Below are 22428 nucleotides of genomic sequence, written 5' to 3'. Positions count from 1 at the left end.
ACCGCCTATCAGGCTGGGGCTGCCGGAAAAAGCGGCGGCTCGGCAGTGGCGGGCGGGCTCGCCAATGTCGGCAAGAGTGCCGGTAACGCCGCCATGTCACCGCTGCGCAAAGCCGCCAGCTCGATCCGCGAGAGCTTTGCGTCGGGAGGCGGCGGCGCATCCGGCGCTGCCACTACCGCTTCGTCTGCCGCCACGAAAAGCACCGACGGCCCGCCGGCCTGGGCGAAGGCGATGAAGCGGCGCCAGACGGTCACGCATGGCGTGAGCGTCGCCAGCCACACCCTCAAATCGGGCGACAGCCATGGCGGCGGCGCCGGACCCGACATCACGCAAAAGGATTAAAACCCATGTTTCGACGGCCCTCGATCCGGTACGGGCAGACACCCGAGCCCGTCACGCCTTACCAGCGCGCGCAACAGGTCTGGGACGACCGGATCGGATCGGCGCGTGTCCAGGCAAAGAACTGGCGGCTGGCCTTTTTCGGTTGCCTTGCCTTGTCCGGCGGCCTCGCGGGCGGTCTGGTCTGGCAGTCGGCACGCGGCACGATCGTTCCCTGGGTGGTGCAGGTCGACAAGCTCGGCGAGGCGCAGGCGGTAGCACCAGCGTCGGCGGACTATCGGCCGACCGATCCTCAGATCGCGTTCCACCTCGCGCGCTTCATCGAGAATGTGCGCTCGATCCCTGCCGATCCGATCGTGCTGCGTCAGGATTGGCTGCGCGCTTATGATTTTGCGACCGATAGGGGCGCGCTCGCGCTCAACGACTATGCGCGCAGCAACGATCCCTTCGCGCAGGCTGGCAAGGTGCAGGTCGCCGTCGATGTGTCGAGCGTGATCCGCGCGTCGCCGGACAGCTTTCGGGTGGCCTGGACCGAGCGGCGCTATCAGGACGGCTCGCTCGCCGAGACCGCGCGCTGGTCGGCGATCCTGACCATCGCGATCCAGACACCGCGCACGCCTGATGGCCTGCGCAAGAACCCCCTGGGCGTCTTTGTCGATGCCCTCAACTGGTCGAAGGAACTCAGCCAATGACAACGCCCAAGATGGCCGGCGTGCGCCGGCTCGTTACCCCCTGTCTGATCGCAGTGACACTGCTGGCCGCCGCCGCAGCGCCCGCCTGGGCACAGGATGGCGGGCCACCAGCGCCGTCAGCCAGGTCTGCCGGACAGCCCGCCCAGCCGGTGGAGATCGTCGCAATCCCCACGCCCCTTCCGCTTCCCGGCCAGTTGAAGCCGATCGAGCCAGCGCAGTCGCAAGGCGATCCGAAGGAGCGGGTCGGCCGGGCCAATGCGACCGCGCGGATCGAGCCGGATCACAGCGCGTGGCTCAACGCGATCCAGCAATATCCCTATGCCGATGGCGCGCTCTATCAGGTCTATGCCGCCCCTGGGCGCGTCACTGACATAACACTTCAGGCCGGCGAGGAGCTGGCCGGTCCCGGGCCGGTCGCAGCGGGTGATACCGTGCGCTGGATCATCGGCGACACGGTGAGCGGCGCCGCGCGAGCAAGCAGGTCCATATCCTCGTCAAGCGACGCGCGCCGATCTGGTGACGAACCTCGTCATCAACACGGACCGGCGGACCTATCATCTGGAACTGCGGGCAACGCCTGCGACCTATATGGCCGCGATCTCGTGGACGTACCCGCAGGACATGCTGGTGGCGCTGCGCGTGAGCCGAGCCGAGGCCGATCGTGTCGCGCCGGTCGCCGCGGGCATCGATCCCGCCGCTCTCAATTTCCGCTATCGGATCAACGGCGACAAAGCGGCGTGGCGTCCGGTACGTGCATTCGACGATGGCCGGCAGACCTATGTCGAGTTCGCCGAGGGGATCGCGACAGCCGAGATGCCGCCTCTGTTCGTGCTCGGTGCTGACGGCAATGCAGAGCTGGTCAACTACCGCGTGCAGGGCCGCTACATGATCGTGGACCGACTGTTCTCGGCGGCCGAGCTGCGGCTTGGCGGCAAGAAGCAGGCGCAACGCGTCCGGATCGTCCGCGACGAACCTCGGCGTCGGGGGCGGTCATGAGCGACGAGCCCAACGAAGCGCCGCCGCGGGAAGAGCCAGCTCCGCCCGAGGCACCGGTGCCAAGCAGCGCCGGGGATTTCCGCCTGCGCGGCGCGCCGCCGCGCGTGACCCGGCTGTCGCGCAAGGCGCTGGCAGTGGTCGGCGTCATCGCCGGACTCGGCATCGGCGGATCGCTGATCTATGCGCTGCAACCGCGCGGACCGGCCGCGCCGCCGCAGAATCTCTACGGCAGCGACCACGGCGCAAAGGCCGATGTGGTGACCGCCGCGCCGGCCGACTATTCCAAGGTGCCCAAGCTCGGACGACCGCTGCCTGGCGATCTCGGTGGCCCGATCCTCAGTGCGCAGGCGAACGGTCAGGCCGTTCCGGTGCCGCCGATGGGCGCACAGGCCGCGCAGCCGCCTGACCCGCGCGTGGCAGCAGCGGAGCAGGCACGCCAGCGGGTCGCGCAGGAGCGGGATTCGGCCCGCACCAGCAATCTGTTTCTCGGTGGCGCCAATACCAGCGGGTCGGGTGGCGCAGCAACGCCGCAACCATCGACAGGCACCCAGACAACAGCGATTTCGAGCGATGCGGCAACGGCAGCGACCGCGTCAGCCGCGTCGGGACAGTCAGCCAACCGGGCTTTCCTTCAGGTCGCCGCGAACAGGACGACGGCGAGCAGCGAGCGGATCACCGCCCCAGTGTCACCCTATGTCGTGCAAGCTGGCAGCATCATTCCGGCAGCGCTCATCACCGGCATCCGCTCGGACCTTCCCGGCCAGATCACTGCCCAGGTGACCCAGAATGTTTATGATAGTCCGACCGGCAAGATACTGCTCATCCCGCAGGTCGCGCCTGATCGGCGAGTATGACAGCGACGTCTCGGCCGGACAGAATCGGGTGCTGCTCGCGTGGGATCGGCTCATCCTCCCCGGCGGTCGATCGATCCTGCTCGACCGCCAGCCTGGTGCCGACGCGGCCGGCATGGCGGGATTGCAGGACCGGACCAATTACCACTGGGGCAATATGCTCAAGGCTGCTCTCGTTTCGACATTGCTCGGCGTGGGCAGCGAGTTCGCGACCGATGGCGACGACAGGCTGACGCGCGCGCTGCGCTACGGCACCCAGAACACGGTCAACCAGTCCGGCCAGCAGCTCGTCCAGCGTGAGATCGATGTGCCGCCGACCCTGACCGTTCGGCCGGGCTATCCGCTGCGGGTGATTGTGACGCGCGATTTGGTGCTCGAGGCGGAGGGAGGCAAGCCATGACGAAACTGCGTCTGGGCCGGATCGAGGACGACAAGCCCGTCAAGCTGACGGTCGAGCTGCCGGGCACGGTGCATCGCGATCTTGCCCGCTATGCCGAGGCCCATGCTCGGGAAACCGGCCTTGAGCGGCCCTTTCCGCCCGAACGGCTGATCCCGCCGATGCTTGAGCGGTTCATGGCCGCAGACCGGGCTTTTGTCCGCAAGCGGCCGACATAGCCCGGCTGATCTCTCCATTTTGGATCAGTGCGGAATCGATAATGCTTGTCATTATCTCATAAATTTTGGAAACTCTTTCGGCGCTCCCCCTCTGGTTGCGCGTGACCGGGTCCTGGCGCGTATGTCCAGGCTTTCCGCTAAAGGTGCCAGTGCGCGCTCCCAACGCGCGTTTCCCAATGCTCGGTCACTTGCGCGAAATAAATCCGTCGTCTGCAATACGGCGAGTTCGTCGCGGCACATTATAATCGGATTATAAAGTGGAACGGTGGCGGACCATCGGTGAACATTTGATTGCGGCAAGTGAGTCGCAGCTCAGAGGAACCGATGGAGGTTATTATGACGGATCGTGAAGACCGCAACGACGACGTGATCGATCTCGGCCGCATGGTCGACGAGACGAAGGGCGGCGGCGTCAGAAATGACGACGGGCTCGGCCTGGAGCAAATCCAGGCGGGGCTGTCCGACGATTGATCACGAGCGCGTGCGGACCTGACAGTCCGCACGCCATCGTCGCTGGGGGATATCCTATGAGCTACGCCCTTCGCGATGGTCTTGCCTATTGTATCCCTGGCGATCGGACCGTCTTTCTCGACATTCCTGCGGGGCGATATTTTTCACTATCCGAATCGAAGGATCTGGCGCTGCAGCGATGGCTCGATGCGCAAGCATTGGACGAGGAAGATTTCGCGCATCTCGCCGCACTGCTGCGCCAAGGGGTCTTAGTTGCCGCGCCCCGCGATCCGATAGGTCCGCGTAGGCGCCAGCCATTGATCGCGCCGGCCAGCACGCAACTCGACATTCCGCCAGTTCGGGCGTCCAGCGTTGGTGTTCTTCGGGCGGTCGGAGCCCAGCTCATCTGGGCACGGCGCACCGAGAGTTGGCCGATAGCGCGGGTCATCAAGGCGCTTCGATCGACGAGGCCTCGCCCTAAGAACCGTGAGCCGCAGCATGGCCTCGACAGGCTGGCGACGCTCGTGCGAGATTTTGACAGCGCCGATTTCTTGCTTGGAAGTCATGACCGGTGTCTGGTTCGTTCGTTCGCGTTCGCGGCAATGGCGCGCAAACGATCGATTCAGGTCTCAGTCGTCCTTGGTGTGCAATCAGATCCTTTCGCCGCGCATTGCTGGGTTCAGCACGGTGACGTCGTGGTCAACGACCGCCACGAGCGCATTCGACCGTTTACGCCAATCATGGTTATCTGATGCGCCCGCGCTACCTACTCTTGGCGCACCCGCGGCGGACAGTATCAACCGAATGGCTGGATCTTCTCAGCGGTCGCACGGGGCTCAAGCTCGCGTTTCAGGACAAGGGCATAGCGCTGCTGGTCAGCGACACAACCGACCTGATCGCACTTCCCGGGCAAAATGGCGTCATCGTCGGAACGCTGTTTCACCGCTACGGCCTTCCCGAACGAATTCGAGTGTTCCCGCCGGACAGTGCGAACAGCGTCACCGCCACTGCTGGCCGACACTTGGTCGAGCGTTTCTGGGGCGGCTATGTCGCAGCGATTGCGACGACCGACGGGATATGCGTCTTGCGCGACCCCTCTGCTATGGTGCCCTGCTATCACAGCGGTTGCGAGAACGGGGTTGCCTTCGCTTCTGACGCGCCACTGTTGGTCGATGCCGGACTGGTCACGCCGACGATCGATTGGGATGCGGCTGGACGGGTGCTTTATGAGCATGACCTTCCATCAGCGGGGACCGCCATCGCCGGCATCGGCCAGGTGCGCGCAGGCTTTGCGCGCGTGGTGAAGGCGGATGACGTTCGGGACGAGGAATACTGGACCCCATGGGATCACGTTAGGAGCGGCTACGGCCGATCCGCGGAAGAGAATGTGGAGGTGCTAGGGCGCGCTGTCCGTCAGGTGATCGCAGCCTGGGCGTCTTGCTATGATAACGTCCTTGCCGGGCTTTCAGGCGGGCTGGACTCGTCGATTATCGCGGTGTGTCTTGCTGCCTCGAAAGCAAACCTCACTTGCCTGACGCTCGTTACCGAAGACCCAGTCGGCGATGAGCGGGATTTTGCGCGAGCAATTTGCGAAAGCATCGGCGCCGAACTGATCGAGAAGCAATATGCAATGCCAAGCGTCGATCTTGGTCGTTCCGTCGCCGCTGATGTTCCCTGCCCCAATGGCAAGGTACACGAGGAGGCCTATAATTCAGCAGTGCGGCGGGTCGCCGACCGTCACGGGGTCGACGCTTTTTTCACGGGACTCGGGGGCGACAGCGTCTTTTATCTGACCCATTCCTCCCGACCGCTTGTGGATCGGTATATGGAGGACGGCTGGTCGATCGGCCTTTGGAGCACCGCGCAGGATATCTGTTCGATTACCGGTGCGAGCGTCTGGCAGGTATTGCGCGAGGCCAGGCGGGTTCATCGGATTCGTCGCGCGGGATACCAATGGCATCTGTTTGAGGATTTTTTGCACGCCGACTTTGTTGCGGCCGAACGAAAAACGTCCCGTGTCGCACCCTTGGCTGGATCGGTCCGGAGAAATGCCGCCCGGCAAACAAGGTCACCTGGCGACATTGTTACGGGCGATCAACCACATGGAGCATCGCGATAAGGCTCTTGCCGTTCCGCTCGTCAGCCCGCTGATGTCGCAGCCCATCATCGAGGCGGCCCTGGGGATTCCATCGTGGGAGTTCTGCAGAGGCGGAGTCGATCGCGCAGTGGCGCGGCAGCCTTTGCTCGCCGGCTTCCCCCGAAAATCGTCAATCGGAGGGGCAAAGGCGGGCCGGATGGATTTGTAGCGCAGATCATCCACCGCCATCGCGCCGAAATCCGCGAACGGCTTCTGGAGGGTAGGCTGGTGCGGCATGGCCTGCTGGATCGGGCAGCGCTTGATCACACGCTTCAGTTCGGGACGCGGCTACGCCCACAAGACTACCCGCGCATCATGGCGTTGCTTGATACTGAGGCCTGGGCGAGCCATTGGGCAGATCGCTCGGCTGGCCCATTATCCGCGGCAATGAGCGGTTAAGGCCGCGGCTCGGTCCCAGGTTGCGATCGGCCGCGCTCCTCAAGCCGAGATGCGTGCTGCCCGCGCATTGTCGCCCATCTCGCTGCCTCGGCCTGCCCGTGCGGCCCGCTCGGAAGCAATCCGCGCAGCCAAAAATCAAACCAGGCCATATTGCGCCGATAGACTGCCAGCCGATGAGCCGGTTGCCATTTGACGTGGTCCTCGCCGGCGAAGATGAACAGATCGACCGGCACGCCTGCACGCAAAAGGGCAGTGTAGCTTTGCAGCGCGAAGAGATATTCGTTGTCGGCGGCTTGCATGAGAATGGGGAACGCCACCCGGCCGGCGTTGCGCGACAATGACATGCGCGACCAGAATTCGGTCGCCTCATCATTGATAGCGGGCCAGCCGACCGCATGGAAATGGTCCGCGATGACCGGGCCGATCAGGCCATCCTGAGTCGGTTCCCAGCAGCACCCTGTTGCGGAGCCCGCGGCAAACAAGGTGCTGTTGAGCGCAGCGAACTGGACCGTTGAAGACCCGTCGCTTAGGCCGGTAATTCCGATGCGGTGGTCATCGACCAACCCGCGCGCAATCAGGGTTCGTACAGCCTGCTCGATCGAGGACAGCACGCCGGCCCGCCCGACGAAGTCGCGATTGAAAGCCTGTGCCGTCTCGACCTGGGTTCTGTGTCGCCCCACGATCGCCTCATAGCTCGGGTTTTCGACGCTCAAGACGAAATAACCTCGGTTGGCGAAGGCCTGGATCGGGAACTCGTCGCCTACCCCGCCGCGCAGAAATCCCCTGGTGCGATATTGCACCACGATGAGCGGGTAATGACGTCCCTGCTGGAAACCGACGGGATAGACGAGATCACCATAGGCCTCGGCGCCAGTGGCGGTCGACCAATGGAGTCGTTCCACGTTGCCGAGCCTAAGGCTGGAGAATTCCGGGTTAGGATCGAAAAGGACGCTCGCGCGGCCGCTGGAAAGGTCGATCCGCACGAAGTGGCGCGGTCTGCGGGACTGTTCGCGCAGGCAAATCAGATCGTCCTTGATCGGGTGGCATTCGATCAGCGCGTCCTCGGTGCGATAGAGGCGCCGCGGTGCCGCGGCGCCGGGAATCCATTCGTAGATAGCGGTTTTGCTCTCGCCCCAGCCTTCGCGGCGGAGGTAGCGCAGCTTCCTGCCATCGGCGGACCACCAGGTCATCGACGACGAATCGACTACACAGTTCTCGAACGCGCAGAAGACGCGACGATCGCCGCTGAGCCGGGCAACGACGCGCGATTGCGGCGGCGACCATTGGGTGTCCGCTGGCTCGACCCACGCCATGCGTCCGTTCGGCGTCATCGACACGCCCGTTGCGCGCGTGGGAATCGCCGGTATCGGACCGAATTGGGCGGCCTCTTGAGGTGTTGCAGGACGTTGATCGCCGGTCGCGACGTCGACCGCAAAATACTGGACCGGCGCCGTATCGGGGGTCTGGGGGCGCGCGCCCCGCACCGGGTAAGCCCGCGCATCGAAGTGCCAGCCGCCAAGGCTTTCCCGGTCGATCGCCGCTTCTGCCGCGGCCAATCCGGGCCGCGCGGCAAAGAGGATCGTTCGCCCGTCGCCGGCAAATCTAAAATCCTCGACATCGCCGCCGCTGCGCGTGATTTGTCTGCCCTTGCTTCCCGACAGATCGCGCGCCAGACTTGGGTCGATCCATGCTCGCGTTTGAGGAAAGCGATCCAGCGTCCTTCCGGTGCCCAATGGGGTGAGATCGGCATCGGCATTCCCGATGGAAGCGCCGCCCAGCCATATTGGCGAAAGGTGGCGGGGATCAATTCCCCGCCAAGATCCAGCAGTTGTGGAGTGCGATCATCAACACGTGCGATCGGGAGCGCGGCGAGCGCCACGCAATAGTCGTTCGTGTCGGGGTTTGCCCGATGGATTTCGAAAGCGAGCCATTGCCCATCCGGCGAAATCGAGAAGAGGTTGCGGTCGGACCCGGCGGGATATTGAGGTCCGATATCGCGCAGCCCTGCCAGATCTTCGGCGGTCAGCCCGCGCGGCTGGCGATCTGCGTTCCTGCGGGCGGCAGACTGCCACATTGTTCACCCTGCGCCAGCGCGTTCGTTGATGCGCAAGCTGCGCACAGAAAGCCAAATGTGACTGGTGCGATCGCCTTGGACAGCGACATCTCACCACGCCTTTGTGAGCGTAAAGCTGATTGACCGGCCCAATGTTGGATAGTTGATCGAGTCGTAGCGAAGACCGAGCGGATCAGTGTTGCGGACCGCCGAAGGGCGTCGATTGAACAGATTCAAAACGGCGATCGACCAATCGAGATTGGCGAGCAGCCCGCTGGTCGCGGTCGTGCGGATGCGAGCGATCGCATCGATATCGGCGAAGGAATCGATGCCGACGACGGGCGCGGTGCGGCTGTCCTGCGTCCCGCCGATATAGTTGCCGACCGCTGTGAGCGTGACATTGTCTTTCTCCCAGCTCGCGCTCATCCGCGCGCGCCAGTGCGGCGGATTAAAGATGGTCCCGGCGATTTCCTGCCACGGCAATGTCGGAGTGATCTGACGGTTGCTGGTGAAATAGGTCGCCGACCCCTTGATGGTCAGGCGATTGCTTTCACCGAAGTGGCGAAGGTACTGGGCCGAAATATCGACGCCGCTTGCGTTCAGCACCGAGACGTTTTGAAGCGTGTCGTTCACGATCGCCGAGACCGAACCGGGATCGAGCGCGCCGGACGTTAGGTTCGTGAAGTTGCCGGTGACGCCGTTGATCGCCGCCAACACGTCCTGGGCACTGGGATTGCGCTGCACGAAGTTGCCGTAGATGCCCTGGAATGCGCCGCTGGTTGACAGAAGCGGTGCGGCGACCCGATCGCGATAGCGAATATTGAAGTAGCTGGCCTCGAATTGGAAACCGGCAAGGAATGGCGGCGTGATCTTGCCTGAGATCGTCCAGGTCGTCGCGCGCTCCGGAGAGAGATTCTGGTTGCCGCCATAAAGGTATAGGACCGGCGAAGCGCTTGGGGGTGCCGGTATGAAGGTGGTGCTGTTGATCAATTGCGCATTCGAGGTCTGGCCGGTCTGGTACAGTGTCGGCGCCTTGAAGGATCGACCCCAGCTTGCCTTGAGTTCGAGGATGGGGTCGGGCGAATAAACGAGCCCCAGTTTCGGCGTGGTCACGGCGCCGAGATGGCGGTAGTTCTCATAACGGATGGCACCGACGAGCTGAAGCTTGTCGATGAACGGTATTCGATTGGATGGCGAGACGATCGGGACAAATAACTCGCCATACCCGAAGCCGATATCTTGGGTTTGGGCAAAGACATTGATGACCGATACGACGCCGCCAGTCACACGGCGGGAGTCGACGACAAGTCTATTGGACCGAAAGCCGGCTCCGAGCGCCAGCCGGACGTCGCCGCCTGGCAGCGTGAACAGCGGGCCTTCGCCGCTCAGTTCTATATTTTTGAGCGTGTTGTAATATTTGGGAAGAGCGATGGTGACGTTTTTCCCGCCAGCATAGACGCTGGTGGCGATTGAGGTGTCGCTCTTGCTATACGTCCCAGCCAACTTGGCAGACCAACCACCGGCTATCTCCGCGACCAGCGACGGCGTCGCGGAAAAACTGTCAACCTTCGTCGCGATCGTGTTGCCCTGAAAACGGCAGTCGGCCGTCGCTGTGGTCGTCAAACAGCGCTCGGACGTGCGGTGCAGATAATTGCCATCCACTTCGACCCGGATCGTGTCAGTAATTCGTTGATGCCCCGCCACCACGGCGCTGACCTGCTTCTGCGCCGGGATGAGGGTGTAGGTCGGATAGATATTGGCGGTGTAGGCGCGTTGGCCGGCGGTGATCTGCGTCGACCTCTGATAATTGGCCGCGACCATGAACCCGCCGGTCTGCCACTTGTGCCCTGTCACAGCATCATATTGCTGCGTGACGGCGCCGCCGTCAGTCGCGGTTCCGAGACGCGCGGAGGTGGTCAGGCCGTCAAAATCCCGGCGCAGGATGATATTCGCAACGCCAGCGACAGCATCGGATCCGTAAAGGGCTGAAGCGCCATCAGCCACCACATCCACCCGTTCGATCGCCGCTAGGGGAATTGCCGAAATGTCGATGCCCTGGCTGATCGCGTCGAACGCCACCCGGTGGCCATTAAACAGGGTCAAAGTCGCGTCAGGCCCGAGTCCCCGCAGGTTGATCGTGGACGACGCGCTGACGTTGGTGAAGCCGCCTTGCCCACCGCCCGCGATGGTTGGGTTTTGGCCTCCGGAGAAGTTTTGCGGCAGGTCGCGAATGACTTGGCCGAGATCAGATTGGCCCGACCGTTCGGCCTCGCCACGACTGACGGTCGTCAGGGGAGAAATCGAGGGCGCGCCTCGAACCCGCGAACCGGTCACAACGATATCGTCGCCTTCGGCTCCGCTCCCCGCGAGCGTTGCCGTTTCCGATCGCCCCCGGATGATCACCGCCCCTTTGGTGAAGCGCACGGAGAGAGTTGTGCCGGCGAGGAGTTGCTCAATGGCCTGGCGAGCGGTCAGCGCGCCTTGCAGGTGAGGCGCTTCGATCCCGTTGATGTCATCGGCGGATGCGTAGAGTTCCCATCCGGCACGCGCCGCGACCGCCCGAAGCGCATCGCCGAGATTCTGTGCCGGTAGATCGAACTGATAGACTTCCCGGTCCTGGGCCAAGGCGACGCTGGGTAACCCAACTCCCGCCACGCCCGCCAGCAGCGCCATGACCAATACACGCCGTCCCGCCATTCAAAGCCCCCTTTTTGGCTGAGGCGAGCCAGAAGGGTTCGCCATTGAAGGGGCGTTGACGCTGGATTTCGGACGACCTTAGTCGTCAGGCGAAATAATTATCGTCGGCCGAGATGAATGCCGTCCGAGCGATGCTTGACAGAAAGGTCGAGCGCTTCGGCTATCCGAGACACGAAGGCATCTGTGTCGGTCAGCTTGAACCGTCCGCTCGCCGACATATTGCCTACCGCCGGATCATCGATAACAATGGGCTGGTCGGAATAGCGATTGGCCTGCGCGACAAGGTCTCGGAGCGTGATTGAGCGGTACTCGACCCAGCCATCGGGCCAGTCGCGGGTATCCGCAGGGGCGTCGTCCGCTTGCGGGGTAAAGGCATCGACAGGATAGAAGACCGGCCTGCCGGGCTGAAGCGGCCTGTCGGGAACTGTATAGACGGCGGACTGGATCAGCCCGCGCATATTGGCACGACCGGCAATCAGATTGACGGTTACCCGGTCGCTCCGGTCGAAGGCCATATCGAACACCGCCTGGTCCGCCGTGACGGCGCCGACCGCAGCCTCGACGATGAAGGGTCTCCGTTCGCGCGCCACCGAAAAGCGCGCTTTGCCTTGTCGCAGCCGCAAACGGCGCTCCTTGTTCGTCATCGCCACTTCGACGCGGCTGTCGGCGTCGAGAGTCACGCTCGATCCATCGGGGAGCTGCCAAGTGCGGATTTCTCGCGCAGCCGTCACCAACGGCTTGGCCATGTCATCGGACGCAATGCTCGTATTGTCGATCGAGACGGTGCGGCTGACCTGCATCCCGAACGCGAGCACCAGCACGGCGGCCGCGGCCGCGCCGGCCATCAGCCAGTGAAGCGGTCTATGGTGCCACGCTGTTTCGAGCTTACTCGATTCCCTGACCACAGCAGACGCGCCGAAATGCGCTTCGGCCCAATGATAGGCGCGCTGATGCTCAGGTGACGCAGTGTACCAGGCGTCGAAATCGGCTTTCATGCCATGATCCACGTCGCCGCGCATCTTGACGAACCAGGCGATTGCCTCATCCTCGATCACGGTCTTGGGGTCGGTTGGCTCCTCACGATAATCGTTCATCGAGCGGCATCCACGGCTCGCGCGATATGCGCGAGCGCCTTGATCATGTGATATTCCACGGTCGCGATGCTGATGCCCAATTTCTTGTGAATCTCTCGATAGCTGAGTTCATCGACACGATGGAGGAGAAAGACACGTCGGGTCTTGTGGGGCAAGCCGTCGATCGCCGATTCATAGAGTTTGAGGAGGTCAGCGACCTCGATTCCCCACTCCTGCTCGGCAGGGCTCGCAGTATCGCGTTCCTCTTCAAACGGAAAGACGACGACATTGTCGCGGGCGCGCCTCCGGGAGCGGTCGATCAGGAGATTGCGAGCGATGCGTTGCAGAAACGCGGCGGGGTTCGCCAGACGCCGCGACTGTCCGCTGCCGATGGCGCGCAAGAATACCTCCTGAACAAGATCGGGAGCCGCGTCTTGGCCGGCGCGCGCCCGAGATACTGGAGCAATCGCGACCGCTCGGTGACGAAGGCGTCTTCGAGACCGGCATCACGTGGGGCTTCGCTTTCGAGCGGCGGCCCGAACACGGTGACGGGGCTGTTATGGCAGCCGGACGAGACCGATAGCGGCGGACGTTCGATCGCGAATGGTGGAATGCGCGAAGATGACACGGGCGGTTCCGAGCAGGCAATACCAAAGAGACCGGAATTGACCGGCCTTATTGGTTCCCAGCGCTATGCCGCCGTTTAGCCGCCAATCTGACGCCTTTGCCCGGTTCGGCCGCCTGTCCCTCGCGGACCGGCGTTCTTGATGCCTGGCGGATATCTCCACGCCGCGAGGGCCAGAATATTCGCGGCGCGGGACGATGATGACGAGAAGGAAAGCCGGTGGCAAGACGGGCGGCGCCGGAATCAACTAGCGCTGCGCTGAGCTTCCCGCTCAAGCTGAGCGATGCGCTCAATACAGATCGCGTGAACGATCTGGCCAAGCTCTTCGACCCGCTCCACGATCCATTCGAGCTGCTCGACGCTGATCTTGTAGTGCTTGGAGTAGCGCGCCTTTACATAGGCTTCCTTGAGCTTCTCGAAAATCGCTTGCTCCGCGCGCTTCTCACGCGGCCAGGCCTCGATCAGGCTCCGGTCGAGCCGCTCCGCCTGGGTGCGCAGAAAACCGAGATTGTGAACGTGGGGCGTGTAGAAGGTCACCACGAGCAAGACACAATGATAAAGTGACTCGGTCGATTGATGGAGCAGGAAAGCAGCCTTCTTGTTCCATCCGCGTTGGATCGCGAATTTTGCGGTTTCAAGGAATTGCTCCCCGCCAGGCAACCATTCCTCGAAATAGTCGCGAGCCATCGTTAGCGCCTGTTCGGCCGTCTTCGGCTTAGGCTCGTGCAGCTCGTCATCTACCGCCTGATAGAGCGCAATCCCGTCGCGCCGGACGTCCATGAAGAAGTAGCGACCGTGGGCGAGCCCATCGTTCACTTCCTGCAAAGTATGGACGATAAAGTTCACCGGCGTCTTCAGCACCTTGGTGATCGCCAACTCGCGATTGAGATGGTCTTCAAGTTTCAGCCAATAATCGACACGGTCGGTCAGGCGTTTGTCGTTGACGATGATAAGCAGGTCAAAATCGGACTGATAGCCCTTGGCTGTATGCGGCTCGTCGACCCAGCCGCCGCGCGCATAGCTGCCATAGAGGATGATCTTTTCGATCCGCCCGCGCTTCTTCCACTCGTGCTTGGCAAGAGCGAGCGCGTCCTCGAATTCCTCGAACACGATCTGCACGACGCGCTCCAGCTCGCGGCGCTTTTGCGGGGGGAGATGATCGAGGTCGCTGCGCACGCCCGGCTTTCGCGTCACTGGCCTGGGGCGTCGGGAGCGCCCCAGGGGTTGATCAGACTGACACCGGTCCCAGCGAAATCATCGACGTTGCGCGTGACGACCGTCATATCATGGACCAGCGCCGTGGCCGCGATCCAACTGTCGCGCTCGCTGCGCGGATCCGGCACATGGAGGCGCGCGCATTGGATCGCCACCTCGGCCGACATCGGCACTATCCGCCCTTCGAAGGCAGGATGGACGGTTTCGACGAGCCATCGGCGCAGCATGGCACCCTGGACCCGATCGCGCCTTTCCATGAGCAGGACGCCATGTTCGAGTTCGAAGAGTGTGATCGCCGATATATGGGTCAAGGCCGGTTCGCTCGCCGACATCCAGGCAACGACATTCGGATCGGCGCGGCCGGTCGCCAGCTTGCGGCTTTCGGAAACGACATTCGTATCCAGCAAGTACATCAGTCGGAGAGATCCGCTTCACGGAGCGTCAGATTCGACCGCGGCGGCTCCCAATCGAAATCGAGCGCAACCTTGGGCGTGAGCAGTTCGGCAAGCGAGCGCCCCCGGGCCGCCATCTGTTCGAGCGCTTGCTCGATCACCTCGGCCTGGCTGCGGCCTGGCCCAACCAGCGTGCGCAACAATTCGACCGCTCGTGCGGAGCGGATTGTGATCGGTGGCTGTTGGCGTCGGGCCGTGCTGCCCATCGAGTCCTCCTGCGGATGCGGACGGAATATAGTCCCGTGCAAGCACGCATACAAGCACGGAATGGATTGTCGTGCGCGCACAGCCCTCCATCGAACCGATCCGGACAGTTAGTGGCGGTTCGATGGAGCGCGGGAGTCACTTGCCGCGAAACCGCTTGAACCGCTCCCTGGCGTCGGCCTCCTGCACGGCGGCGTCCGCATTGGCGCATTCCTCGCCGCCCGCCGCGCTACTCTTGCAATCAGCTACCACCTTGCGCGCCTCGTCCAAATGCGCAGCGAAATAGGTCGTGGCGCGAGGCTCGTGCTTGCCGCAGCCAGCCAGCAGCACTGTCAGGGCAAGCGCGGTCGCGATCGGCGTGAATTTCATGATTTTCCCTTTCCTGCGATGATCCTGATGTAGCGCCCGGCTCCAAGCCTGCGAGCGAGATGATAGCGCGTGAGGAGATCGCGGCCATTGCTTCGCCATTGGCCTGAGGAAAATGACGCGCGCAGATCGTCCAGCTCTTCCAAGGCCTCGGGCAGGAAGCTCTCATCAAGCTGGCGGAGCTGGTGCAGGCGGTCGTTCAGGGATTCCACGGCCGCGACAACTTCGCCATTTCCCGCGAGACTGGCGATCGCGAGGAACAGCGATGCGATTGCCGTAGCGTGATCCATTTCACCATCTGGAGACATCGCGAACGGGATCGCGTCAGCGTCAATCGCTCCGAGAAGAAGGAGCAGATTGAAATCGAACATCTCGCGCAAGCCTTGCTCGGACAGGCTCGGGACGCGGAAGCCTTCGCCCGGTATCGTATCGACCAATCGTTCACCGGCCAGACGATAGAGGCTATCCCTGACCGGCGTGATGCTGACCCCCAGATCACCGGCAAGGCGGACGGCTTCGAGACGAAAGCCCATCGGCCAGTCGCCGACGACAAGCCGGCGCTTGATCGCTTCATATGTCGGCTCAAGAACATGGGCGGGGCTCATCGTCCACACTCACCGGGCTTCGTCAAAGCCGGCAAGCATGGCCTCCTGGTCAGGGCGGAGGGCATCGACGGCGCCGATATGCGCCGGCACGTTGTCGCGCAGTAGTATCGATGGACATTGACCTTCGTAGTTGCCGAGATTCGGGCGATGCTGCGCATAGCCCGCGAGCGCTGCCAGCTCCGGCGTGAAACTCCGGGCCACGTCGGGCGGATAGGCGAGCCACAGATTCTCGTAAGGCTTTAGCCAGCCGAGGCTATAACCGATGACCACGCCGCGCCGGACCTTGCTCGTGCGATTGGCGCCTGCACCGTGGGCGGTCGAGCCAAGAAAGCAGATCGCAGAGCCGGGTTCGCACGCTGCGACGATTGGATCGCCGGGGTCATCCTTACCAAGCCCGGCAGCGCCGTGGCTGGCTGGGTAGATTTGGGTCGCGCCGTTTTGCTCCGTGAAGGATGTGAGTGGCCAGATCACGTTCAGGAGATATTCGTGTGCCCCTTTTGCACCAGCCCACATATCATGATCACGATGCGGAAATTGGCGAACTTCCCCGGGGTGAATTTCGATCGCCTGGGCGACGTTGAGCTGAATGCGATCGCAGGCCGAGCCCAATATGGTCTCCGCCATATCGAGAATGACCGGGTCCAGCACTAGTGCCTCGGCATGCTGGGATCGTCTGAGCAAGCTGCCGAACCTTTTGGTGCGAAAGCCGTAAAAGCGTCCCTGGCCGAATGGAGTGGCGGCGAAGACGGGGTCGAGATCAGCATTCAATGCCGCGATCGAGGCGCTCGGTGCGGCATTGGGTATGATGCAGTAACCCTGGCGAAGGAGCTGGTCGGTCCAACCAGCGAAGGTCGTGCTGGTCATGCCCGTGCACCATCGACAAGCCGTAATGCGAGAGGCTCGTACACGCCGGTGCGCCTGAGCCCGTCAATGGTGAGGTCGTCGATCTCAATTTGCAGAGCGGCTAACGGGCGTCCACTTTCGAGCACCGCGGCTCCGAGCGGTGCGCAGCGCCAACCGAAACACAATATCTGCCGGAACCAGCTCAGCTCGGCGACGCCCGTATAGATCGTGATACCTTGGGCCAGAGCATATTCGGCGAGCGCCGTGATCAGTTGGTTACGCGCCGAACGCCGTTCCAAGACCGTCTGGTGACGATCGAGACAGAATCGGGTAATTTCGCGGGTTGAGGGGCCGCTCGGCACCGGGCCATCGCACAGGAAGGGATAGAGGTCGGCGAGCAGATGGGGGCGATCGGTCTTGAGCAGTCTTGCCGACGCACGATGTCTCCCGTCCTCATCGACCAGGATTAGATACTCCGCGTCGGGATCGTCGAACTGGTCCAGTTCGTATTCTCCGGCGAGAACCGGCAAGTCCCATTTCAGCAGGTCAACAAACACCTGTTTGCGCGCAGCGAACATGGCGCGCAGAGCAACGTCGCCGGGCACCACTGGTGCCCGTTCGAGAAGATCGATCATGATTGACGGCTCCTTCGAGTTTTGAAGTTCCGCCTACCCGATCATTTTTCGGCCGATCCCGGCATCCCAAGAAAGGGGGATGGCTACGCCCTCACCCTTGCCAGGCTCAGTTGAAATACCACCAGCGCCGGATGTCGGCGAAGCTGATCAACCCGTCGAACAGGGAGCATAGGATGAGAGCGTGGCGAGAATGGACATCGTAGCGTTCGCGCGCGGTCCTGAGATGCTGAACCACCGTATCTTCGCCGATGCCAAGAATCGCAGCCGTTTCGGCGGCAGTCTTGCCGCGGGCTGACCAGAGCACGCATTCACGTTGGCGCGGGCTCAGCGAAGGTCGGCGAGCGACCAGCATATCGCCGGCGATGCGCCTCGCAGCCGTCAGCGCAAAGGCGCCTACGACCTCTGCGACGTGCAGCATTGCCGAGGGCAGTACTGTCGGGGCGCGTGGCAAATGTGCAGGAGCCGCTGGCATGTCCCGGCAGATGGCGCGGGACGGTATAGCCATCGCCAATACGTTGGCGCTTCCAACGGAAAGCATCCGATGATCGCCCTTGGTTAATGGCACAAGCTGTTCGAGCTCGCGCCACGCAAAACCCTTCATGCTTCGTTCGCAAGCGCGCCGAACCGGATCGTTCCCTGAGAGATCGAATTCCGTATAGGTCTTGGCCCAAGGCTCTGGGTAGTCGTGGATGAGCACACCGGCCCTGGTGGTGCTTAACGTGTGGTGCTCGTAGCTCAGGGCGAAATGATCGAAATCCATAAGGCGCGCGGCGCGGCTCATGGACTCTGTGAGTTGATCGCTAGAGTTGGCGTTGGAGACTTCCATCGCCAGTTCGTCGATAAGATGGAGACGCATGGGTTTACTCGATCGCCAGGGCATTCCCAGCCTGCATCCAAGCCGATCGTCCTTGAGGTGTCCAAAAACAGTTCCCATCTGTTTTCAGACGACAGTAGATCCAATTGTGATCGATTAGCTGCCTGGCATCCGTATTTCTTGAATGCCGGCCCTTTCGTCGCCGGTCACGACGGATGATCGTGCGATGCGTCCATAGCGTTCCTCCTAGCTAGGGGCGGAGCCGCCCGGAACTTCCAGTTGCCGGCGGTCCTGTTCAAATGCCTATATGCTGCTTCCCCCGATATTGGCATGATTCGCGCTCAGGGTCCGGGATCTACTTCAGTGGCGATCTCGTTCCTGAGCCGGGGACCCGACTCCATTCGGCGAGTGAGGCTTTCGACGAACCGTTCCCAGCGCTCCTTTCCCATCGCCTGGGCCGCCTTCATCGCGGTGTCAGGGAGTGGCGCCGTGGTGGTCAGCCAAAAGCGAATGAACAAGGCTAACGTCTCGTTCGACAATTCGACGTGCCATTCGAGCCGGTCGAGCTGGCGGGAGATACGATCGAGGCGTCGACTGACTGCCGCCTCGAGCCGCTCGGCGCCGTCGGGCGACAGGTAGGAGGCCAGCGCCGCCTCAACGATAGCGGTCCGCGATACATGCTTGGTTCGTGCGTACCCGTCCAGTTGGCGGATCAATTCGGGCGGGAGCCGGAAGCTGCCCTTCTCGCGCGCGCTGGTCATAAGGCGACTCCGTCGTCGGGATCGAGCGAGGCGGCGCGCGCATTGCGCGCCATCAGGCGATCAGCCTGGCGCCGACTCTGCGCCGCCTCGTTTTCGATCTCCTCAGCGTCGAACTCGAATTCTTTCGCGGGCGCGCGGGGCAATGGCACGACTTCTTCGTGGTCGCCCAGCTCGGGCTCGCGACGGATGCCCGCATTGGCAGTGTCGGATGTGTCTGCGGGGGTGGGATCATCGGCCAGTGTCGGTGGTTGCTCGGATGATGCCGCTGACGGTGCCGCCGGCGTCGGAGGTTCGGGGGCCGCGATCGGGGCCATCGCGGTCCAGTCGTCCCCAGGACGCTTCCTTGCGTCGAGAGGCGCGGTTTCGGGCGGCGGCAAGAGCCGCGCGGTCAGCCGGGGATCGACATAGTAGCGCGCCTTCTGCCCCCGGATCGGCAGCACGCCGGCGGTCATCACGATCTCCTCATGCGGCGGGAGTTGCATGATCTCGCCAGGCGTGAGCAGCGGCCGGGCGGCTTCGCTGCGCGACACCATCAGATGCCCGAGCCAGGGGCTGAGCCGGTGTCCGGCATAATTCTTCATGGCGCGCAGCTCGGTCGCGGTGCCGAGTGCATCGGAGATCCGCTTGGCGGTGCGCTCGTCATTGGTCGCGAACGCGACGCGCACATGGCAATTGTCGAGGATCGCGTTGTTCTGGCCGTAAGCCTTCTCGATCTGGTTGAGGCTCTGCGCGATCAGGAAGGCCTTGATGCCGTAGCCGGCCATGAACGCGAGCGCGGACTCGAAGAAGTCGAGTCGACCGAGCGCGGGAAATTCGTCGAGCATCAACAGCAGCCGGTGCGGCCGATCCCTGGCGTTCAACTCCTCGGTCAAGCGCCGGCCGATCTGGTTGAGAATGAGCCGGATGAGCGGCTTGGTCCGGCTGATGTCGCTGGGCGGCACGACCAGATAGAGCGAGACCGGGCTGGCGCCGCCCACCAACTCGCTGATCCGCCAGTCGCAGGCGCGCGTCACGCGCGCCACGACGGGATCGCGATAGAGGCCGAGGAACGACATGGCGGTCGAGAGCACGCCCGAGCGTTCATTCTCCGACTTGTTGAGCAGTTCGCGCGCCGCCGACGCCACGACCGGGTGAACGCCGGCCTCGCCCAAATGCGGCGTCGTCATCATCGCGCGTAGCGTGGTCTCGATCGGGCGGCGCGGATCGGAGAGGAAAGCGGCGACCCCGGCGAGCGTTTTGTCCGCCTCGGCATAAAGGACGTGAAGGATCGCACCGACCAGCAAGGCATGGCTGGTTTTCTCCCAGTGATTGCGCTTCTCCAGGCTCCCTTCAGGATCGACCAGCACGTCGGCGACATTCTGGACATCGCGCACCTCCCATTCGCCCTTCCTGACTTCGAGCAGGGGGTTGTAAGCGGACGACGAAGGATTGGTCGGATCGAATAGGAGGACGCGGCCATGGGCCGCCCGAAAGCCCGCGGTGAGCTGCCAGTTCTCGCCCTTGATGTCATGGACGATGACCGAACCCGGCCAGGTCAGCAGCGACGGCACGACCAGACCGACGCCCTTGCCTGACCGCGTCGGCGCGAAGCATAGCACATGCTCCGGTCCGTCATGACGCAGGTAATGCGCGCCATGGCAGCCGAGCACGACACCGTCCTCGCTCAGTAATCCAGCACGCTCGATCTCTTGGCGGTTCGCCCAGCGGGCCGACCCGAAGGTCTCCGCCTTCTTCGCTTCGCGCGCGCGCCAGACCGACATGCCGATCGCGACGATGACCGAGAGAATGCCACCCGACGCCGCGATATAGGCGCCGGTCAGGAAGATGTCGGGCGCGTAAGCGTCAAAGCTGAAAAACCACCAGAAGAAGGCCGGCGGCGGATAGACCGGGAAGCCCGCCAGCCAGAACCAGGGGCGACCAAGCTCGGGTTGATAGGCGAGTGCATGGGCGGTCCACTGGGTCGCGGTCCAGATCGCTGCGAGGATGATGGCGAAGACCGTGATGACCTGGCCCCAGAGGATTTTCGTGGCGTTCATTGGAAAGGACTCCCGATCGAGCGAAAATGGATCACAAGCCGAGCCCCCGGCCGCGGCCAAGTGACCAGTCGACAACCCCGCTGCGTCCCATTGTGCCGCTGATGTGGTTGCCGAGATGCGGGTCGAGCGCCGGCCGCCAGGGGACGAGCTGAAAGCCCATGCCGTCGTCGATCATGGCGAAGCGGCCCGAAGCGAGCGTGATCCGCTCGCGATAGACGCCACTCACATAGTCGCCCTCGGTCGATGGACGGTGCGCGAGTCCCGAGCGCTGCGCGATCGCATCCGTGGCCTCGCCGATCTCGCGCGACCGCAGGGTCTCGATCAAGTTGCGTTCGAAGCGGTATCCGCCGCCTTGCCGACGCGCCAGGCCGACCGCTTCGAGTTCGCGCGAGCGCGCCTCCATCGCATCGCGGATCTCGGTGCCGAAGCCGTTGCCGGTCGCGACGGGATCGCGCGCAATGAGCTGGCGATCAAGCCAGGTCGCGCCGGATGCCGTGACTTGCCGGTCGAGCGGCAGATCGCACCGGGTCGCGAGCGACTGGCGGGCGTTGCCACTGGCGTCACCCCAGGAGCGCAGTTCGACGATCGCGCCAGGCCGGGCATCGCCCGTCATTCCCAGATCGTCGAAACGAACGTGGTGGGTGCGGCCGTCCGCGCCGTCGATCACCGCATAGGCCGTGCCTTCCAGCTCGTCATGGAGGCCGCGTTCGACCAAGCGGCCGAGATCGGATCAGTTGGTGTCGCGCCATGGAGCGCGAAGGCTCCAACGTCGGGCGTGTGCCCGTCCTGGCTCATCGCGCGGTGCATGGTCCTGATGATATCGGTGCGGATCGAAAGGTCGCGCAGCGTCTGCTCGGCGTCGGCGCGGATCGTCCAAAGCCCCGGCGCCTGTTCCTCGGCGAGCCCCAGGCGCTCCAGCTTGTCGGCGCGCCCGCACAGCAGGCGGCTGTCCTCGTCGCTGCCGCCGGGGCGCAGGTCTACCGTGCCGGTGAGTGCGTTGGCTCGATCCTTCAACCGCTGGTCGAGACTGGTCCAGCGATCGGCATCGACTTCCCGTTGGAGTGCGGCGTGGATGTCGCGCTCGCTGCGCGGCCCAAGCTCAAGAGTGGCGCGTTCCTCGGCGCGGCCGCGCACGCCGTCCTGAATATACTCGCCATCGATGACGAGATCGGAACCGTCGCCGACGCGGCCTCGGACGAGGACATGGATATGCGGGTTGTCGGTGTTCCAATGATCGACTGCGACCCAATCGAGGTCGGTGCCGAGGTCACGCGCCATGTCGTCCATCAGCTCGCGGGTGAACGCGCGCAGGTCCGCCATGTCGCCGGCGTCCTCGGGCGAGACGATGAAGCGAAAATGATGGCGATCATCCGCGCAGCGCTCGGCGAAGGCATCCCCGTCGGCATGATCTGATCGCGCATCGAACAGCTCGGCATGGCGCCCATCGCGCGTCACACCGTCGCGCTTGAGATAGGCGATGTGACGGCCGAGCGGCGCCGCCCGAAAGCGCGCGCCCTTGTGCCGCACCACGCGGGCCACCACCGCGACCGCCGGGCGTTGGCCGGTCGTT

At 63.3% G+C, this 22428-nt stretch carries 22 protein-coding genes and 2 pseudogenes; 8 read left to right on the top strand and 16 right to left on the bottom strand.

Annotated elements, in window-relative coordinates; translation table 11 throughout:
• From NW75_RS25395 to NW75_RS19895, 8 genes and pseudogenes are all read left to right on the top strand, one after another.
• On the top strand, positions 1-342 hold a 342-nt coding region (locus tag NW75_RS25395; RefSeq protein WP_033967099.1), incomplete at its 5' end, for a conjugal transfer protein TrbL.
• A 5-nt stretch (positions 343-347) separates the two neighbouring features.
• Positions 348-1031: a conjugal transfer protein TrbF gene (gene trbF / locus NW75_RS19920; RefSeq protein ID WP_033967098.1), complete on the top strand. Its 684-nt coding sequence runs from the start codon at positions 348-350 to the stop codon at positions 1029-1031.
• A pseudogene (gene trbG, locus NW75_RS19915) lies at positions 1028-2027 on the top strand (P-type conjugative transfer protein TrbG). Before trbF ends, trbG begins: the two are co-directional and overlap by 4 nt.
• Positions 2024-3278 (top strand): annotated as a pseudogene (locus NW75_RS19910) (TrbI/VirB10 family protein). Before trbG ends, NW75_RS19910 begins: the two co-directional pseudogenes overlap by 4 nt.
• On the top strand, positions 3275-3493 hold the full coding sequence (locus tag NW75_RS19905; RefSeq protein WP_033967097.1) for a DUF2274 domain-containing protein: 219 nt from the start codon (positions 3275-3277) through the stop codon (positions 3491-3493). The pseudogene NW75_RS19910 and the gene NW75_RS19905 overlap by 4 nt, the downstream one beginning before the upstream one ends.
• A gap of 336 nt (positions 3494-3829) precedes the next feature.
• Positions 3830-3964 (top strand): benenodin family lasso peptide, encoded by a 135-nt coding sequence (locus tag NW75_RS24725; protein WP_171010595.1) that lies wholly within the window; start codon positions 3830-3832, stop codon positions 3962-3964.
• Positions 3965-4020: 56 nt separating this feature from the next.
• Positions 4021-4695: a lasso peptide biosynthesis B2 protein gene (locus tag NW75_RS23205; RefSeq protein WP_052192534.1), complete on the top strand. Its 675-nt coding sequence runs from the start codon at positions 4021-4023 to the stop codon at positions 4693-4695.
• Positions 4695-6062 (top strand): asparagine synthase-related protein, encoded by a 1368-nt coding sequence (locus NW75_RS19895; protein ID WP_033967095.1) that lies wholly within the window; start codon positions 4695-4697, stop codon positions 6060-6062. The genes NW75_RS23205 and NW75_RS19895 overlap by 1 nt, the downstream gene beginning before the upstream one ends.
• A 413-nt stretch (positions 6063-6475) precedes the next feature.
• Here the strand turns inward: NW75_RS19895 and NW75_RS19885 are convergent, their stop codons facing one another.
• From NW75_RS19885 to NW75_RS26975, 16 genes are all read right to left on the bottom strand, one after another.
• Positions 6476-8212 (bottom strand): Atxe2 family lasso peptide isopeptidase, encoded by a 1737-nt coding sequence (locus tag NW75_RS19885; protein ID WP_052192533.1) that lies wholly within the window; start codon positions 8210-8212, stop codon positions 6476-6478.
• A gap of 431 nt (positions 8213-8643) precedes the next feature.
• Complete coding sequence (locus NW75_RS19880; RefSeq protein ID WP_052192532.1) at positions 8644-11205, bottom strand: TonB-dependent receptor; 2562 nt, start codon at positions 11203-11205, stop codon at positions 8644-8646.
• Between the two features lie 122 nt (positions 11206-11327).
• Positions 11328-12323 carry a FecR family protein gene (locus NW75_RS19875; RefSeq protein WP_033967092.1) on the bottom strand — a complete coding sequence of 332 codons (996 nt, stop codon included), beginning with the start codon at positions 12321-12323 and terminating at the stop codon, positions 11328-11330.
• Entirely contained in the window at positions 12320-12703 is a 384-nt protein-coding gene (locus tag NW75_RS19870; protein WP_033967091.1) for an RNA polymerase sigma factor, read from the bottom strand. Before NW75_RS19870 ends, NW75_RS19875 begins: the two co-directional genes overlap by 4 nt.
• Before the next feature lie 467 nt (positions 12704-13170).
• Positions 13171-14103: a HEPN domain-containing protein gene (locus tag NW75_RS19865; protein WP_033967102.1), complete on the bottom strand. Its 933-nt coding sequence runs from the start codon at positions 14101-14103 to the stop codon at positions 13171-13173.
• Positions 14104-14117: 14 nt separating this feature from the next.
• A complete protein-coding gene (locus tag NW75_RS19860; protein ID WP_033967089.1) occupies positions 14118-14555 on the bottom strand; it encodes a type II toxin-antitoxin system VapC family toxin in 438 nt (145 codons plus the stop codon).
• Positions 14555-14800, bottom strand: coding sequence for a hypothetical protein (locus tag NW75_RS19855; RefSeq protein ID WP_033967087.1), 246 nt, complete (start codon positions 14798-14800; stop codon positions 14555-14557). Before NW75_RS19855 ends, NW75_RS19860 begins: the two co-directional genes overlap by 1 nt.
• Before the next feature lie 136 nt (positions 14801-14936).
• Complete coding sequence (locus tag NW75_RS19850) at positions 14937-15167, bottom strand: EexN family lipoprotein (RefSeq protein ID WP_156143086.1); 231 nt, start codon at positions 15165-15167, stop codon at positions 14937-14939.
• Positions 15164-15769, bottom strand: coding sequence for a GntR family transcriptional regulator (locus NW75_RS19845; protein ID WP_033967100.1), 606 nt, complete (start codon positions 15767-15769; stop codon positions 15164-15166). The genes NW75_RS19850 and NW75_RS19845 overlap by 4 nt, the downstream gene beginning before the upstream one ends.
• A 9-nt stretch (positions 15770-15778) precedes the next feature.
• The gene (locus NW75_RS19840; RefSeq protein WP_033967086.1) at positions 15779-16633 is read right to left on the bottom strand and encodes a phytanoyl-CoA dioxygenase family protein; all 855 of its coding nucleotides are present in this window, start codon (positions 16631-16633) and stop codon (positions 15779-15781) included.
• Positions 16630-17247 (bottom strand): acyl-homoserine-lactone synthase, encoded by a 618-nt coding sequence (locus tag NW75_RS19835; RefSeq protein ID WP_052192530.1) that lies wholly within the window; start codon positions 17245-17247, stop codon positions 16630-16632. The genes NW75_RS19840 and NW75_RS19835 overlap by 4 nt, the downstream gene beginning before the upstream one ends.
• A 106-nt stretch (positions 17248-17353) precedes the next feature.
• A complete protein-coding gene (locus NW75_RS19830; RefSeq protein ID WP_197057885.1) occupies positions 17354-18103 on the bottom strand; it encodes a helix-turn-helix transcriptional regulator in 750 nt (249 codons plus the stop codon).
• A gap of 299 nt (positions 18104-18402) precedes the next feature.
• Complete coding sequence (locus NW75_RS19825; protein WP_033967084.1) at positions 18403-18822, bottom strand: ribbon-helix-helix protein, CopG family; 420 nt, start codon at positions 18820-18822, stop codon at positions 18403-18405.
• A complete protein-coding gene (locus NW75_RS19820) occupies positions 18819-20858 on the bottom strand; it encodes a conjugal transfer protein TraG (protein WP_033967082.1) in 2040 nt (679 codons plus the stop codon). Before NW75_RS19820 ends, NW75_RS19825 begins: the two co-directional genes overlap by 4 nt.
• A 31-nt stretch (positions 20859-20889) precedes the next feature.
• Positions 20890-21573 carry a DUF3363 domain-containing protein gene (locus NW75_RS26980; protein ID WP_269430359.1) on the bottom strand — a complete coding sequence of 228 codons (684 nt, stop codon included), beginning with the start codon at positions 21571-21573 and terminating at the stop codon, positions 20890-20892.
• The coding region (locus NW75_RS26975) for a DUF3363 domain-containing protein (protein WP_269430358.1) at positions 21522-22428 on the bottom strand (907 nt) is incomplete at its 5' end. The genes NW75_RS26980 and NW75_RS26975, both read right to left, overlap by 52 nt.

The organism is Sphingomonas sp. Ant H11 (assembly GCF_000797515.1).
GTDB lineage: Bacteria > Pseudomonadota > Alphaproteobacteria > Sphingomonadales > Sphingomonadaceae > Sphingomonas.
This window is presented reverse-complemented; position numbering and strand designations above follow the sequence as displayed.

Coding starts and splice junctions, on each gene's coding strand:
- trbF (WP_033967098.1), top strand. CDS start 348: ATGTTTCGACGGCCCTCGATCCGGTACGGGCAGACACCCGAGCCCGTC.
- NW75_RS19905 (WP_033967097.1), top strand. CDS start 3,275: ATGACGAAACTGCGTCTGGGCCGGATCGAGGACGACAAGCCCGTCAAG.
- NW75_RS24725 (WP_171010595.1), top strand. CDS start 3,830: ATGACGGATCGTGAAGACCGCAACGACGACGTGATCGATCTCGGCCGC.
- NW75_RS23205 (WP_052192534.1), top strand. CDS start 4,021: ATGAGCTACGCCCTTCGCGATGGTCTTGCCTATTGTATCCCTGGCGAT.
- NW75_RS19895 (WP_033967095.1), top strand. CDS start 4,695: ATGCGCCCGCGCTACCTACTCTTGGCGCACCCGCGGCGGACAGTATCA.
- NW75_RS19880 (WP_052192532.1), bottom strand. CDS start 11,205: ATGGCGCTGCTGGCGGGCGTGGCGGGAGTTGGGTTACCCAGCGTCGCC.
- NW75_RS19875 (WP_033967092.1), bottom strand. CDS start 12,323: ATGAACGATTATCGTGAGGAGCCAACCGACCCCAAGACCGTGATCGAG.
- NW75_RS19860 (WP_033967089.1), bottom strand. CDS start 14,555: ATGTACTTGCTGGATACGAATGTCGTTTCCGAAAGCCGCAAGCTGGCG.
- NW75_RS19855 (WP_033967087.1), bottom strand. CDS start 14,800: ATGGGCAGCACGGCCCGACGCCAACAGCCACCGATCACAATCCGCTCC.
- NW75_RS19850 (WP_156143086.1), bottom strand. CDS start 15,167: ATGAAATTCACGCCGATCGCGACCGCGCTTGCCCTGACAGTGCTGCTG.
- NW75_RS19845 (WP_033967100.1), bottom strand. CDS start 15,769: ATGAGCCCCGCCCATGTTCTTGAGCCGACATATGAAGCGATCAAGCGC.
- NW75_RS19840 (WP_033967086.1), bottom strand. CDS start 16,633: ATGACCAGCACGACCTTCGCTGGTTGGACCGACCAGCTCCTTCGCCAG.
- NW75_RS19835 (WP_052192530.1), bottom strand. CDS start 17,247: ATGATCGATCTTCTCGAACGGGCACCAGTGGTGCCCGGCGACGTTGCT.
- NW75_RS19830 (WP_197057885.1), bottom strand. CDS start 18,103: ATGCGTCTCCATCTTATCGACGAACTGGCGATGGAAGTCTCCAACGCC.
- NW75_RS19825 (WP_033967084.1), bottom strand. CDS start 18,822: ATGACCAGCGCGCGCGAGAAGGGCAGCTTCCGGCTCCCGCCCGAATTG.
- NW75_RS19820 (WP_033967082.1), bottom strand. CDS start 20,858: ATGAACGCCACGAAAATCCTCTGGGGCCAGGTCATCACGGTCTTCGCC.